This window comes from Bacillus sp. 2175, assembly GCF_057812155.1.
The window spans coordinates 2,180,997-2,195,368 of record NZ_CM173819.1; the positions used below are offsets into that span (position 1 = coordinate 2,180,997).

General features: G+C 32.6%; 14 protein-coding genes and 1 pseudogene. 12 read left to right on the forward strand and 3 right to left on the reverse strand.

All coding sequences use genetic code 11. The annotated features are described in order from the left end of the window. The first annotated feature begins 67 nt into the window (after nt 1-67). The 3 genes from tdcB to ACXKY9_RS11610 all read left to right on the forward strand — a co-directional run bounded on the left by tdcB (nt 68) and on the right by ACXKY9_RS11610 (nt 3,150). Nucleotides 68-1,069, forward strand: a complete 1,002-nt coding sequence (tdcB, locus tag ACXKY9_RS11600; RefSeq protein ID WP_000632958.1) for a bifunctional threonine ammonia-lyase/L-serine ammonia-lyase TdcB — start codon at nt 68-70, stop codon at nt 1,067-1,069. 231 nt (nt 1,070-1,300) lie between these two features. Continuing rightward, nucleotides 1,301-1,771, forward strand: coding sequence for a MarR family transcriptional regulator (locus tag ACXKY9_RS11605; RefSeq protein ID WP_001030900.1), 471 nt, complete (start codon nt 1,301-1,303; stop codon nt 1,769-1,771). A gap of 143 nt (nt 1,772-1,914) precedes the next feature. Next, entirely contained in the window at nt 1,915-3,150 is a 1,236-nt protein-coding gene (locus ACXKY9_RS11610; RefSeq protein WP_000021818.1) for an MFS transporter, read from the forward strand. A 221-nt stretch (nt 3,151-3,371) separates the two neighbouring features. Here the strand turns inward: ACXKY9_RS11610 and ACXKY9_RS11615 are convergent, their stop codons facing one another. Next, nucleotides 3,372-3,701, reverse strand: coding sequence for a YkvA family protein (locus ACXKY9_RS11615; protein ID WP_000415089.1), 330 nt, complete (start codon nt 3,699-3,701; stop codon nt 3,372-3,374). A gap of 599 nt (nt 3,702-4,300) precedes the next feature. On the opposite strand from ACXKY9_RS11615, the gene ACXKY9_RS11620 reads away from it, so the two are divergent. The 4 genes from ACXKY9_RS11620 to ACXKY9_RS11635 all read left to right on the forward strand — a co-directional run bounded on the left by ACXKY9_RS11620 (nt 4,301) and on the right by ACXKY9_RS11635 (nt 7,809). Further along, the gene (locus ACXKY9_RS11620) at nt 4,301-4,852 is read left to right on the forward strand and encodes a hypothetical protein (RefSeq protein WP_000344486.1); all 552 of its coding nucleotides are present in this window, start codon (nt 4,301-4,303) and stop codon (nt 4,850-4,852) included. Between the two features lie 392 nt (nt 4,853-5,244). Next, complete coding sequence (locus tag ACXKY9_RS11625; protein ID WP_000691153.1) at nt 5,245-5,931, forward strand: MBL fold metallo-hydrolase; 687 nt, start codon at nt 5,245-5,247, stop codon at nt 5,929-5,931. 158 nt (nt 5,932-6,089) lie between these two features. Continuing rightward, nucleotides 6,090-6,359: a hypothetical protein gene (locus ACXKY9_RS11630; RefSeq protein ID WP_000535034.1), complete on the forward strand. Its 270-nt coding sequence runs from the start codon at nt 6,090-6,092 to the stop codon at nt 6,357-6,359. Nucleotides 6,360-6,432: 73 nt separating this feature from the next. Further along, the gene (locus ACXKY9_RS11635; RefSeq protein ID WP_002101005.1) at nt 6,433-7,809 is read left to right on the forward strand and encodes a DEAD/DEAH box helicase; all 1,377 of its coding nucleotides are present in this window, start codon (nt 6,433-6,435) and stop codon (nt 7,807-7,809) included. A gap of 1,314 nt (nt 7,810-9,123) precedes the next feature. Here ACXKY9_RS11635 and ACXKY9_RS11640 read toward each other — a convergent pair. After that, nucleotides 9,124-9,336, reverse strand: coding sequence for a hypothetical protein (locus ACXKY9_RS11640; RefSeq protein ID WP_000033153.1), 213 nt, complete (start codon nt 9,334-9,336; stop codon nt 9,124-9,126). A 342-nt stretch (nt 9,337-9,678) separates the two neighbouring features. Here ACXKY9_RS11640 and ACXKY9_RS11645 point away from each other — a divergent pair, with 342 nt between their 5' ends. Beyond that, entirely contained in the window at nt 9,679-10,314 is a 636-nt protein-coding gene (locus tag ACXKY9_RS11645) for a TetR/AcrR family transcriptional regulator (protein ID WP_001223580.1), read from the forward strand. Between the two features lie 64 nt (nt 10,315-10,378). Next, nucleotides 10,379-11,623 (forward strand): MFS transporter, encoded by a 1,245-nt coding sequence (locus ACXKY9_RS11650; protein WP_001111716.1) that lies wholly within the window; start codon nt 10,379-10,381, stop codon nt 11,621-11,623. An 18-nt stretch (nt 11,624-11,641) separates the two neighbouring features. On the opposite strand, the gene ACXKY9_RS11655 is transcribed toward ACXKY9_RS11650, so the two are convergent. Continuing rightward, entirely contained in the window at nt 11,642-12,115 is a 474-nt protein-coding gene (locus ACXKY9_RS11655; RefSeq protein ID WP_000342728.1) for a CDI toxin immunity protein, read from the reverse strand. A gap of 474 nt (nt 12,116-12,589) precedes the next feature. Here ACXKY9_RS11655 and ACXKY9_RS11660 point away from each other — a divergent pair. The 3 genes and pseudogenes from ACXKY9_RS11660 to ACXKY9_RS11670 form a co-directional block, all read left to right on the forward strand. Further along, nucleotides 12,590-12,706, forward strand: a pseudogene (locus ACXKY9_RS11660) (ABC transporter ATP-binding protein); the annotation flags it as partial. Between the two features lie 141 nt (nt 12,707-12,847). Beyond that, nucleotides 12,848-13,558, forward strand: a complete 711-nt coding sequence (locus tag ACXKY9_RS11665) for a class I SAM-dependent methyltransferase (RefSeq protein ID WP_000787494.1) — start codon at nt 12,848-12,850, stop codon at nt 13,556-13,558. A 115-nt stretch (nt 13,559-13,673) separates the two neighbouring features. Then, entirely contained in the window at nt 13,674-14,081 is a 408-nt protein-coding gene (locus ACXKY9_RS11670; protein WP_000063589.1) for a VOC family protein, read from the forward strand. Nucleotides 14,082-14,372: the final 291 nt, after the last annotated feature.

The window sequence follows — 14,372 nt, forward strand, 5'->3', positions numbered from 1 at the left end:
CTCTTTTCGTATAAAGGAGCTACGACTTACGAAAACTTAGAAATAGAACTTTGGAAGAGGTGTCAGTATGATAACTAGAAAACTACCATTACATATAGACGATATTAAAAAAGCTCACAAAATTCTAGATAGAAATGCTCGTAAAACGCCATTAGTAAAATCTTTTTATTTGACTAGTAAAACGGGCGGAGAAATTCATTTGAAATTAGAAAATATGCAATTAACGGGTTCTTTTAAATTCCGTGGCGCATTTAATAAAATGTCGCGGCTCACGGATCAAGAAAAAGAAAGAGGTGTAATTGCATGTTCAGCAGGTAATCATGCACAAGGAGTTGCATTATCTGCTCATTTACTCGGTATTAAGAGTAAAATTGTTATGCCAATTTCTGCACCGCAGGCGAAAGTTGAAGCAACAAAAGGATATGGATCTGAAGTGATTTTACATGGTGAAACCTTTGATGATGCAAAGGTAAAATGTGAAGAAATTATAAGGGAAACAGGTGAAACATACTTACATCCATATGATGATGTAGAGGTAATGGCTGGTCAAGGTACAATAGGATTAGACATTCTTGATGATATGTGGGATGTAGATACTGTCATTGTACCAATTGGTGGAGGCGGAATTATTTCTGGCATTGCTGTAGCATTGAAATCTTTTAATCCATCCATTAATATAATTGGTGTCCAAGCAGATAATGTTCATGGAATGAAGGCATCTTACGATAAAGGAGCAATCGTAGAACATTATGAGGCGCCTACTATTGCAGATGGTTGCGCAGTTAAAATACCAGGTGAATTAACATTTGAAATTGTAAAAGAATTAGTAGATGATATTGTAACTGTATCAGAAAAAGAGCTGGAAGTAGCGATGAAAGATTTATTACAACGTGGGAAAGCTGTTGTAGAAGGTGCAGGTGCATTAGCAACTGCTGCACTTCTTGCAGGAAAAGTTGATAGCTATATAAAAGGAAAAAAAGTAGTAGCGGTTATATCTGGTGGGAACGTAGACTTACAGCGCATATCAAGTGTATGTGAGCACTTTTTTGTCGCTAATGAAGTGAAATAGTTTTATGAAAGAAGAGCTAAGAGAAATAGTCTTAGCTCTTACTTTTTGTCTACTGTTTACTGTAAGTAGCAATAAACTTGCAAAATTTGCTGTTTAAAAATTATTTTATTTAAGCGCCTATTTTTACACATATCTTTAATGTTACAATAATTATTTCAATATTGTCGAAATGTAAGCAGAAATTTAATATAATAGTTTTAATGTGCTAATGAGCGGTGAGGAGGGCAGATCATGAATAAAGAAGAACAGGTCATGAACGGTTTCAGGGAATTATATAATAAACTGGTTTGGCTTAATAAAGATAAGATGGAAGAAGGTCTTAAAGGTTTTAAGTCTTCTGAAGTCCACTGTATTGAATATATTGAAAACAATGCAGATTCTAACGTGACGCAACTCGCAGAGGCTTTTTATGTGACTCGCGGTGCTATAAGTAGAATGACTAAGAAGCTCATACAAAAAGGCCTTGTTGAAAGTTACCAAAAGTCAGAAAATAAGAAAGAAATTTATTTTAAGCTTACCGAACAAGGGAAAGAAATTTATAAAATCCATGAAGATCTGCACAAAGAGTTTCAAGAGCGGGATAAAGCTGTATTTGAGCAAGTAACTGAAGAAGAATTCGACAGTATAATTAGCTTTGTGGAAAAGTATAGTAGACATTTGGATGCAGAAATAAAGAAACAAGGTATACATATTAAATCGTAATACATTTTAATAATAAAATGGCAGCCTTACTCTAATATGAGAATAGGCTGCTTTTTTATTATTTTATCTTTGTTGACTAATCAACAAAACAGAGTTATCATTTTGTTGACAAAGCAACAAAACATTTTAAGGAGAGAAGTTAAATGTCTATATTTAGATCACAAAATGAAAGGGAAACTGAAAAAAGCATAGATAAACATGCTTTACTATTCGGACTTATTTCTGTATTTCTTTGTGGTATAGGTTTCAGTATCATTATGCCTGTAGTCCCATTCTTAGTACAGCCATATACAAGCAATCCGGAAGAACAAGCATTGGTTGTTACACTACTAACTTCCGTATATGCGGCCTGCGTGTTTTTAGCTGCTCCAGCACTCGGGGCTTTAAGCGATAAGTATGGCCGTCGTCCATTACTTTTAATATGCTTATTTGGTTCTGCAATTGGGTACTTAGTTTTTGGCATAGGAGGAGCTTTATGGGTATTATTTGCTGGACGGATAATAGAAGGTATAACAGGTGGGAGCATAAGTACTATCTTCGCATATTTTGCAGATATCATTCCGAAAGAGCAGAGAACGAAATACTTTGGATGGGTGAGTGCAGTTGTAGGTGCGGGAACTATTATTGGACCAACTCTTGGGGGCTTACTTGCAAAGTTTGGTCATTCTGTACCTTTATACTTTGGAGCGTTCATAACTTTATTAAATGTTTTATATGGTATGAAATACATGCCTGAGAGCCTTGACAAAAATAACAGGTTAAAAGAGATTACTTTTGTAAGGTTAAATCCTTTTGCACAGCTAGCAAATATACTTTCCATAAAAAATTTAAAATGGTTACTTATCTCAGCGTTTTTACTTTGGATACCTAACGGATCTTTACAAGCAATTTTCACGCAATTTACAATGGATACTTTCAGTTGGAAACCTGCATTAATCGGACTTATGTTTTCAATTTTGGGCTTTCAAGACATTGTTTCACAAAGTTTTATAATGCCAAAGCTTTTAATTAAGCTTAGTGATAAACAAATAGCAATTCTTGGGATGGTTTTGGAGATTATAGGATACAGTTTTATTGCAGCATCAGCTGTATTTTCACTCTCTCCACTACTTATCGTTGGAATGCTAATGTTTGGTTTTGGGGATTCAATTTTCGGGCCTTCATTCAACGGGATGCTTTCAAAGTCTGTCAGTTCTAATGAACAAGGAAGGATTCAAGGTGGAAGCCAATCTATTCAAGCTTTAGCAAGAATGATTGGTCCGATTATTGGAGGACAAATCTATGTATCACTTGGTCATGCCGTACCTGCTTTTATGGGTATGATTCTTATAGTAGCGGCAATGGCAGTTTTGTATAAGGGAATGCATGCAACTGTATAACAGATAGATATAAGAACAAATAAAAGGGAGTCAGAACTTAGGAACAAGTGCTGATTCCCGATTTGTTTACGGTTTGAGAGCTAAGAGAAATGCTTTTGTTTAGGGATTTATTCTGCTATGCTCTCATGGTGAAGGGTAATATTCAGTGAGGTGGAACTATCATTAATTACAGTTAGCTTTATTTGAAAGTAAAAAGGTAGGTAAATGACTAGATAATTTCATTATGCTTGTGCTGAAGTAAATAATGACTCCATCTTTACTTTGCTCTTTTCTCGAATTTCAGCATCTGCGTGTCTCATAACGTATTTATGCGCTACAGCGATTGCTAAAACATCATCTAATAAGCCAATCCCAATAATAGCAGCTATATCTGGAATGAAATCGATTGTTAATACGTAATAAGATAAAGCGGCTAATATTATGAATTTCGCCTTAGTAGGTAATTCTTTCTTTTTCATTGTGTAGAATAAAATAATACTTTCATATACGCTAGATTTACCGAGGTTTACAGAGCTTTTTTTGAACTTTTTCCAAAGTGTCTGTTTCTCCATATAAACACTCCTTTTACAAAAACATAGATTTTTTAAAAGGATGGACAAAGAAGTGAGAGATTAATCAATTTTATTGTTTTTCTTAATTATATATTTCCATAAAAATAGGGGATTACCTGTTCAAAATAATATAATGTGGATTATACAATGATTCACAGTGTTTCATTACATAGTATGCAAGTAGTATTTGTTAAATTAAACAATTTGCAAATGGTATCTATCTAAAGAAGATTTCACCGAAGGTTTTAATTACTTCTAAAAGGATAGGGATTGTACGTCTTATTAGTGAATCGCTGCAATATAAGGTACATAATAATAAAGGTATATTACTGCAAATAAAGCTTATTCATCTAAAACGTCATATTTTTACAATTAATGAACTAGCAACCTTGTTCTTTCTATATCCTTCACCTGTAAATTTTTCACTACTATATTATTGACATACAATAAATGGTTAAATGTTTCTAAAAGGTTTTCTAAACAAACAAAATTCTCAGATTGATACGAAAATGCTATGAAAAATAATAAATATATCTAATGCGCTATTAGAATTTTTTCATATTATAGTATTGAGAATTGTATAAGGAGGTGGAAAAAGAATGGACGAGCGTGTACAACCTCAACTTTCACCGCCATGGATCACATATTTTAACGAACTCAGAAATTCGGTAGGGGCTGATCCAACTGTAACAGTAGGTCCGCTAATACCGACTGATGGAAATTTTATTATTTTAGTACAAACTACGGATTTTGAAAAAGCGATTGCATTAGCTACACTTCTTAAACCTACAGTGCAATTTGGCAATGTAAATGTAACTATTGTTGTTAGTGTTATTGGGGATGGAATTGTAAACCCAATTCCTTGTCCTTTAGATGCTTTTGAAATTGCACACCTTTTTCAAGTAGCTTTAGAAAGCAACTTGTATTTTGAGCAAGTTGTTGTGCAGCCGCAGTTCCCAGGTGGAGCGAATGTTGTTTTTCCGGTTTTTGCTGCAAAAGTGATTCAGTTTTTTAATGATGATATTTCTAATCTATGCCAAACTTTCACAGAAGTCGCTGCAAAAGTTTTTCGTGATGTAATGAATGATGCTATATGTGGTATACCAATTTTATACTCGACAAGTTGTAGTACAAGCACTGAAAATGTATAATTTATTGATGAAAAAACTTTTCACAAAAAAGAAATACAACTGAATTTGTTCTATTAATTTAAAAGAGACATTTCTAATTTAAGGAGATGTCTCTTTTATTACATATGAAAATTACGAAACGGATACTTGTCCAATAAGGGTAAAATTCATTTATAAAAAGTAACAGCTTAGGTTAAGAGTGAAAACCCTGTCTATGATTTTACAGACGAACTTGCTAACACATATGAGAAATAGATATAAAATAACTTTGGTATCCACATTTAAAAATAGAATTAACTAATAAAAAACTTAAAACAAAATACTGATAAAAAATTTTTTAATATGTATAGTAAAATGTATGTGGACGAAGTGGTTATTATTAAATATTGAATAGGCGGTATGGGGGAAGAAAAATGAAAATAATAGAACTACCAATTGAATTCGAATTTAACGGGCAAAAACAATGTATTTATCCAAGTTTAATTATATTACATAATGAATTAACGTTAGTCGATACAGGATATCCAAGTTTTTTACCTTTAATTGAAAATGCAATATTAAAACATGGATATGAGATAAAAAACTTAAAGAATATAATTATTACTCATTATGATGATGATCATATAGGGCCTTTATACGATTTTAAAGTGAAATATCCTCAAATTAATGTTATTGCTAGTGAAATTGAATCTAACTATATTAGTGGTGATATAAAATCAGAGAGGTTAGTTCAAGCTGAAGAAATGTTAGAACGTATGCCAAATGAAGAAAAAGAATTTGGTAAATGGTTTATACAACAGTTAAAAAATATAAAACATATTTCCGTCGATGAAAAAGTGCATGATGGTCAAATGATTTTGAATAATGAATGTCAAATAGTAGCGACGCCAGGACATACTTCGGGGCATATTTCATTATATTTTCCGAATTTAGATTGTGTAATTACGGGAGATGCGGCTGTTCAAGAGAATCGTGGGTTAGTAATAGCTAATCCGAATTTTTGTTTAGATATAGAAAAAGCGAAACAGTCTTTAAATAGGATTAAAAGTTTTAAAGCAACACAGTATTATTGCTATCATGGAGGAAAGCTTACTGTATAAATTAATGAAAATCGGTCTTTCCTAAATCGAAAAGATTGGTTTTTAGTTCATATATTTTGCGATTTCAACCAAATCAGTAACATTATATTTCGGTAAAATTGAAATATATATGTAAAGAAGAATATATATAATTTGAGCAAGAGTATAGGGGGGAGAAGATGGGTTCGTTATTTGATGTAATAGCAGATATCATTTTATTTTATCCTCGAAATGACATGAAATTGAAACATCATATCGCAAAATTAAGTGAATTAGAGTGGTTTCGAAATCTACATGAAGATCTGAAGTATACAAGTTTAATTTGGAGTAATAGAAAAATTAAAAGGTATATTTTGACTTCTATAAATATGGAAGCATTAATAAAATCTGAGAAAAAGCAAAAAGAATTTGTTCATCTAGTACAGGATGAATATAAAAAAAGAAGATAAGAATTTTTTTATTTTTCATATTTGGCGAAACAAATGGTACAATGAAAGCTAATGTGAAAAATAAGGAAAAGAAGTGGTCTATTTGAAAAATTTTTTAGAATTAGGAATTAGTGAAACTTTTAATCATACATTACGTGAAAATGGAATTACAGAAGCAACACCAATTCAAGAGCAGGCAATTCCTGTTATTATGTCTGGTAAAGATATTATTGGGCAGGCAAAAACAGGTACGGGTAAAACGTTAGCATTCGTGTTACCGATTTTAGAAAAAATCGATTCAGAGTCTAGTGATGTTCAGGCTTTAATTGTTGCACCAACAAGGGAACTAGCCCTGCAAATTACAACTGAAATTAAAAAAATGCTTGTTCAAAGAGAAGATATTAATGTACTAGCGATTTATGGTGGGCAAGATGTAGCACAACAATTGAGAAAATTAAAAGGTAATACACATATTGTTGTTGCAACACCAGGACGATTATTAGATCATATACGCCGTGAAACAATTGATTTAAGTAATCTTTCAACGATTGTACTAGATGAAGCGGATCAAATGCTTTATTTTGGTTTCTTATATGATATTGAAGATATTTTAGATGAGACACCAGGTAGTAAACAAACGATGTTATTCTCAGCAACGATGCCAAAAGATATTAAAAAATTGGCGAAGCGTTATATGGATGAACCGCAAATGATTCAAGTACAAAGTGAAGAAGTAACGGTTGATACAATTGAGCAGCGTGTCATTGAGACGACAGACCGTGCAAAGCCAGATGCACTTCGTTTTGTTATGGATCGTGATCAGCCATTTTTAGCTGTTATTTTCTGCCGTACAAAACTTAGAGTAAGTAAACTGTATGATAATTTAAAAGGACTAGGTTATAATTGTGCTGAACTTCATGGTGATATACCTCAAGCGAAACGTGAAAGAGTTATGAAGAGTTTCCGCGAAGCTAAAATTCAGTACTTAATCGCAACGGATGTAGCAGCTCGTGGACTTGATGTAGATGGTGTAACGCACGTATTTAACTTTGACATCCCTGAAGATGTAGAAAGTTATATTCACCGTATTGGCCGAACAGGACGTGCAGGTGGATCAGGTCTTGCAATTACGTTCGTTGCAGCGAAAGATGAAAAACATTTAGAAGAAATTGAAAAAACGCTTGGTGCACCAATACAAAGAGAAATAATCGAACAACCGAAGATAAAACGTGTAGATGAAAATGGAAAACCGGTACCAAAGCTGGCTCCGAAGAAATCAGGTCAAAATCGTCAAAGAGATAGCCGCGAAGGTTCAAGAAGTGAATCAAGACGTGATTCAAGAAATAGCTCAAGAAGTGATTCAAGAAATAGTTCGAGAAATAGTTCTAGAAATGAAAATAACCGATCATTTAATAAGCCAAGTAATAAAAAAGGTAGTACAAAGCAAGGTCAGCAAAGACGTGGCCGTTAAATGGTTATAATTGTAAAAGAGTCGCAAAATATTGTGGCTCTTTTTTTGTTTGTATACAACAAGGATGATGGCAAGAAAAAAACAAAATTTCATTCACCGCATTTGAAATTTATAAAGGGAATTTTATAGTCCAAAACCATTAGTGCAAGGGTATTACTATCATTCAGCAGAACACTTTGGTTAAAAGAAAAGGTATTGAAGCGAGCGAGTATTTTCATTATACATTCCGCAATTATTGAAATAGAACAAGAGAAGTTTATGAAGGATTAAACTCGTATTGGTGTACGATCGTTGGAAACTGGAAAACTAATTTGTTAGTTTTGATCGATGAGGAACTCGAGAAGCACCACTGCCATCCTTATGGGGAAATTGCTTACGACGACGATGAAGGTAATTTAGTGATAATATGCGAAATAAGAAAAAAGGACTAGCAGTCGTACCTGCCGTCCTTTAATAGGAGAAAAAGTAATCTTGTTTAGAACTACGCATAAACAGAAAATCTGCTTGTAATTAGTTTTACCCTAAATATACGTGTCTATACAAAAAAGGGATAAGTAAAAGATACTTATCCCCGGAAGGGAAATCCCAAGCACCAAAATGGCTCGTATTGGTCTGCAGGTTCAAAAGTAGTATATGTAAAACGAAAAATCTCATACAAAAAGCAGACAACGATTTTGGTTGTCTGCCAGTGAGTTCAATGAGTTAGCTAATTGTGATAATTTGCATCCCCATTGCGAGAAGAGTGAAGCTGCTAGTTCAAACAGCTTGTTGGTATTATTTTCGATTTCTAAAAAAATATACATCAAAAGAAAGAGGTATTAGCCATGGACACGGCGGCTTGAAAATAGTATGTATTTTTATTTGAAAAATATTCAAGGGGTGAAGAAACATGGAATGTTTAATAAAGGTGTTTGTTTTATTAATCAGTTAATTAATAAAACAAAATAGTTATTTGGGAGAAAGGGAAAATTAATATGAGATGAATTGAAGCTGTTGAAAAATTACTTGAAGTGATGAAAGAATGCTTTTGGAACGGAACATCTTTAAAGGGTGAAACTAATGATTTTAATATTGTATCTTGGCTGATTGAAGAAGCGACGCGTAAAACAAAATAAAGATTTCATTTTGTAGCAATGGAGAATAGATATGTGTACTTATTGGGGGAAAGTAGATAAAGAGTTCTTTAAGAGGCAAGAACCGGAACAAAATAAAAGAGCGGCTAGCAAAAGCTAACTGCTCAATACAAGGAGATACAGAGAAGACTACTTTAAATGAATGTTGGCATACAGCCCAAATTCAGTATTGACCGAATATTTATTTTAAATTCAATTTATTTAAAGTAAACATCCCAACAGATAAAATGGTTGCGCCTGCTACAGAACCTAGCCAGTCTCTCCAGCCTAATGTATTTAAAGATGCATCTGTTAAATCCGTAATTAAGAAGATAGCAAACATTAATACTCCAAATGCTAAGCATCCCCAAAATGTTTGCAAATATTTAATAATCTTCTTTCGGAACTTGCTCATATAAATCACCCTTATTAATAATTTATATTTTTATAAATAAATTATTACATATACAAAAATTAAAAGTACGAAATATGCAATATTACATATTGGAACTCAACAAAATACTCCATTGATAAGTACATAGATCGAACGGAGGCATCGTTCTTTTCCTAAAATGAAAGGTGACGATAAGAAACATGAGATACGTTTTAAACAAATTGAGCGGACGTTAAAAAATAAAAATTTATAAAGGAAATAGAAAGTATGGTGTTGTATATGTACGATAATAGGAAACTTTTTGCAAACTAAACATATAATTTTAATAGACCGACAGTCGGTCTGATGGGAAGGAGAACTTGAATGCGAATTGTAAAGGAGTATGAGGAGCGTAGAAAGGAAATTTTAGAAACAGCTGAGCGTTTGTTTCTTACGAAAGGTTATACGAAAACAACCGTGAATGATATTTTAAAAGAAATTGGTATAGCAAAGGGGACGTTTTATCATTATTTTAAGTCGAAGGAGGAAGTAATGGATGAAATCATTATGAGGATTATTAAAGAGGATGTCACTAAGGCGAAAAGGATTGTCTCCAATCCCGATATCCCCGTTTTAGATAAGTTATTTAAAATTTTAATGGAACAATCACCAAAATCAGGAGATGTCAAAGAAAAAATGATTGAACAATTCCATCAACCAAATAATGCAGAAATGCATCAGAAAAGTTTAGTGCAATCCATTATACATTTATCTCCTGTATTAACGGAAGTTTTAGAGCAAGGAATAGAAGAAGGCATATTTTCTACTCCATACCCACAAGAAACAATTGAATTATTACTCTCTTCAGCACAAGTCATATTTGATGATGGTTTATTCCAGTGGAAACCGGAAGAAATGATGAGAAGAGCTAAGGCTTATATTAAAATGATGGAAGTATCTGTTGGAGCGAAAGAAGGGTCCTTTGATTATATGATCGAGGTTTTAATGAAACAGAAATAGCTTTTTTCTGTTTGGGTGTTATAGACCGGCAGTCGGTCTAGACTAAATGAAGGATGTGATGAAGATGCCAGCAAGTATTCAATCTTCCTTGAAAGATTTTCACTTAATGGTAAGTGGTCAAATTATTACTATTTTAGGTTCAACACTATTACGTTTTGCACTGTCTTTATATGTGCTAGATATAACAGGACGTGCCGATATATTTGCAGGGTTATATGCCATAACGAGTATCCCGTTTTTGTTAGCTCCTCTTGGCGGAGCGATAGCAGATCGTTTCAACCGCCGTAATGTAATGGTCATTTTGGATTTTATAAACGCTGCTATTGTATTAAGTTTTATAGTTTTGTTATTAACTGAATCGGTATCTATTTTATTGATTGGAGCAATTATGTTTTTACTAGCAGTCATTAGTGCAATGTACTCACCAGTTGTTATGGCAAGTATTCCGCAATTAGTTCCAGAGAAAAAGTTAGAACAAGCAAACGGTATCATAAATGGTGTGCAAGCATTATCTAATATAGTTGCACCTGTACTAGGAGGAATATTATATGGCATAATTGGTTTGAAAATGCTCGTAATAACAAGTTGTCTTGCTTTCTTTTTATCTGCAATTTTAGAAATGTTTATTACAATACCTTTTATAAAAAGAGCGCAAGAAAGCCATATCATACCGACAATTGTAAAAGATATGAAAAAAGGTTTTCTTTATGTTTTAAAGCAACCTTTTATTTTGAAGGCTATGTTACTTGCAACTTTACTAAACTTAATTTTGACACCGTTATTTGTTGTTGGAGGACCTATTATGTTACGAGTAACTATGCAGAGTAGCGATACGATGTATGGAATTGGAATGGGATTAATTGATTTTGCAACCATATTAGGGGCATTGTCAATCGGTTTCTTTGCTAAAAAGTTACAGATGAAAACATTATATAATTGGATGCTTATCATAGCTTTATTAGTAATGCCAGTGGCACTATCAGTTACACCGTTTATTCTTAATTTAGGATACTATCCACCATTTATCCTCTTTATACTTTCTTCTCTTCTAATCGCAATGATTATGACAATTGTATCCATTTATGTGATTACTGTAGTCCAAAAGAAAACACCAAATGAAAATCTAGGAAAAGTGATGGCATTTATAACAGCGGTATCTCAATGTATGGCACCAATTGGGCAAGTCGTATATGGTTTTATGTTTGAAGGATTCAGTACGAAAATTTATTTACCTATATTTGCTATTAGTTTCATAATGATAATAATAGCGGTGGTGACGAAGAAAATATTAAGAAATGAAGGGAACTAGCTTCATATGCTTAGAGTATTAGCGAAACCCAATCCTAATCAATTCTTCATCATTTATTTCAATTACGAATCTATATTCTTTGTCTAATAGCCAGTAATAAAAACTGACTGCATCAACGTCAACTAGTGATTGGAATACTTTATCAAGATTTGTACTTACTACAGGGATTTCATAGTTATCCCATATTATAAAAATCTGTTCGTCAAAATCTAGTTGGTTTGCTCTAATAAGGGAAATTAGTTGTTCTTTGTTCGAAGCTATGAATTGATTATCTATCTGTTCCCAATCTATTCTTCCCGAGACAGTTATAGGAAATGAATTCATTAAAATAGTAGCAATCTGCTGGCTTTTTTCTTGGGAGAAAATGAGAGTTTCGTTTCCTAGGGATTCAAGGCATTCACTAAACAAAGGGTTTGTGTCATTGTTGTTTTTGGTTTTCAGTGCTCTTAACTTTTGTCGCAATTTCCATTGTCTTGACGATCTATCATCCATTTTTAACATTCCTTATACAATTATTTAAGAATGAGTATAGCATATAAGGGAAGTCTTTATGAAAAGGAACTTTTTAAATATAAATTAAACAAAAGCGTTATTTGAAACAAAAGCCTTTTAAGGAAAGATAAGAGGCCATCAAAAAATATAACAACATGAAAATTTTATATTATGTATATACAATTTAAAGAGTTAGTGGAAATAATAAAATGTATAAAATTCTTATAAAAAAGCCCTAGGATTAGGGGATCTAGGGCTTCCTCTGTTGGTATATCTCACACGACATTATAAAAAGAAAAGAACTTAATGAAGATAACACATGAATGTTTCGTAAATGTATCAAAAAAGTGAACAAAAACGTTATTTTATTAGAAAAGTATGATTGTATGAAATATCATGTATGAAAGAAGAGGCGTTAGCAAAAATATGCCTTAACGAAATCGGCTTTATTTTTCAGCAAAGTATTCTTCTTAAGTGACTCATGTTGTAAAGGTAGCGGTGAAAACAGAAAGAGTTCTTTTTTTGGCAGACGGAGAAATTGTTAGTGAAATACGGATGGGTAAATAGGAACATGATCATTTGAAAGTATGAGAAGAGAAGTTGTTAAAATGGTTAGCTATACTTGGATTTTAAAGGGAAAAACTCCTATTGAATGTAGGAGTTTTTTCTTTGTTTGAAAGTTCAAAAAGATATATAATAATTTTCTGACTATTAATTTGTGGAGGGGTATTAATGAAAAATGAAACGTTACACACACAAGAAGACATTTTAAAAATGCTTGATTCATTATTAAGACCTGCAGAACCATTTTGGAATGAATTTTATGAGAATAGAGAAAAGGATGTTCCATTTTTTGAAAATGTTCCAGATGAGAACCTAGTTTCGTATATACAAAAAGAGAGAGTTTCAAAAGGGAAAGTATTAGAACTTGGATGTGGTCCAGGTAGAAATGCCATTTATTTAGCGACTCAAGGATTTGATGTAACAGCAGTGGATTTATCTGTAGAAGGCATTAATTGGGCTAAAGAAAGGGCATTGGCAAAAGAGGTAGCAATTCATTTTATTTGTGATTCAATTTTTAATTTAGAGGTTCAAAACGAATTTGATTTTGTATACGATTCGGGCTGTTTGCATCACATTCCACCGCATAGAAGAATAAATTATGTGGATTTAATTAAAAACTCATTAAAATCGGGTGGTTATTTCGGATTAACATGTTTTGCGGCAGGTGATTTAGATGAGCGAAATGGATCGGAAATAACAGATTGGGACGTATATAGAGGGTGGAGTCTACAAGGTGGTCTTGCATACTCGGAAGAAAAGTTAAGAGAGATATTTAAAGAATTTGAGGTAATTGTGATTAGAAGAATGAAACAAATGAAACAACCGAAAGAAATGTTTGGAGAATCATTTCTTTGGACAGCATTATTTAAGAAGAAATAATAAAGTAGATAATTGACAAACTCATCGTTTTTATAGACAATATATTAAAAGGAACGTACGTTTGGTTTTGTTGGCGTATGTTTTACATAAATACATAACAAGGGGCTGTCTCCATATGAGTAACGCAAATCAAAAAATTACTACATTTTTAATGTTTGAGGGCAAAGCTGAGGAAGCAATGAATTTTTATACGTCACTATTTGATCAATCAGAAATTGTAAGTATTTCTCGCTACGATGAAAATGGACCTGGTAAAGAGGGAACTGTAATTCATGCAACTTTTACGCTAAATGGCCAAGAGTTTATGTGTATTGATAGTTATGTAAATCATAATTTTACATTCACTCCAGCTATGTCTCTTTATGTAACTTGTGAGACAGAAGAAGAAATTGAAACGGTCTTTCATAAACTAGCGCAGGATGGAGCGATTCTTATGCCTTTAGGTTCTTATCCGTTTAGTAAAAAGTTTGGCTGGTTAAATGATAAGTATGGTGTATCTTGGCAGTTAACTCTTGCTGAATAAAAAAAGAAAAAGCGTAGCTTATTTGTTTAATGGATTTAGTTAAAAGCTTGAAAAATGAAATAACATAAAAAAGCGTTCCAACTGTCAACAGATTTGGAATGCTATTTTTATGTGGAAGTGAGTTGTTTAAAACTTACCAATTCTACGATTATTTTAAATGAATGGAATAGATGTATAATTTTTTGTCTTTTTAGAATTTTTAGCGATTATTAGCATTTATCTGTTAATATAAATATAGACAACTATGTATGAACTATCAGGCGGGTTAATAGAAAAAGGAAAGCATAAATA

What these genes read in the sequence shown, in the direction of transcription:
- tdcB (WP_000632958.1), top strand. Translation starts at nt 68, where the DNA reads ATGATAACTAGAAAACTACCATTACATATAGACGATATTAAAAAAGCT.
- ACXKY9_RS11605 (WP_001030900.1), top strand. Translation starts at nt 1,301, where the DNA reads ATGAATAAAGAAGAACAGGTCATGAACGGTTTCAGGGAATTATATAAT.
- ACXKY9_RS11610 (WP_000021818.1), top strand. Translation starts at nt 1,915, where the DNA reads ATGTCTATATTTAGATCACAAAATGAAAGGGAAACTGAAAAAAGCATA.
- ACXKY9_RS11615 (WP_000415089.1), bottom strand. Translation starts at nt 3,701, where the DNA reads ATGGAGAAACAGACACTTTGGAAAAAGTTCAAAAAAAGCTCTGTAAAC.
- ACXKY9_RS11620 (WP_000344486.1), top strand. Translation starts at nt 4,301, where the DNA reads ATGGACGAGCGTGTACAACCTCAACTTTCACCGCCATGGATCACATAT.
- ACXKY9_RS11625 (WP_000691153.1), top strand. Translation starts at nt 5,245, where the DNA reads ATGAAAATAATAGAACTACCAATTGAATTCGAATTTAACGGGCAAAAA.
- ACXKY9_RS11630 (WP_000535034.1), top strand. Translation starts at nt 6,090, where the DNA reads ATGGGTTCGTTATTTGATGTAATAGCAGATATCATTTTATTTTATCCT.
- ACXKY9_RS11640 (WP_000033153.1), bottom strand. Translation starts at nt 9,336, where the DNA reads ATGAGCAAGTTCCGAAAGAAGATTATTAAATATTTGCAAACATTTTGG.
- ACXKY9_RS11645 (WP_001223580.1), top strand. Translation starts at nt 9,679, where the DNA reads ATGCGAATTGTAAAGGAGTATGAGGAGCGTAGAAAGGAAATTTTAGAA.
- ACXKY9_RS11650 (WP_001111716.1), top strand. Translation starts at nt 10,379, where the DNA reads ATGCCAGCAAGTATTCAATCTTCCTTGAAAGATTTTCACTTAATGGTA.
- ACXKY9_RS11655 (WP_000342728.1), bottom strand. Translation starts at nt 12,115, where the DNA reads ATGGATGATAGATCGTCAAGACAATGGAAATTGCGACAAAAGTTAAGA.
- ACXKY9_RS11665 (WP_000787494.1), top strand. Translation starts at nt 12,848, where the DNA reads ATGAAAAATGAAACGTTACACACACAAGAAGACATTTTAAAAATGCTT.
- ACXKY9_RS11670 (WP_000063589.1), top strand. Translation starts at nt 13,674, where the DNA reads ATGAGTAACGCAAATCAAAAAATTACTACATTTTTAATGTTTGAGGGC.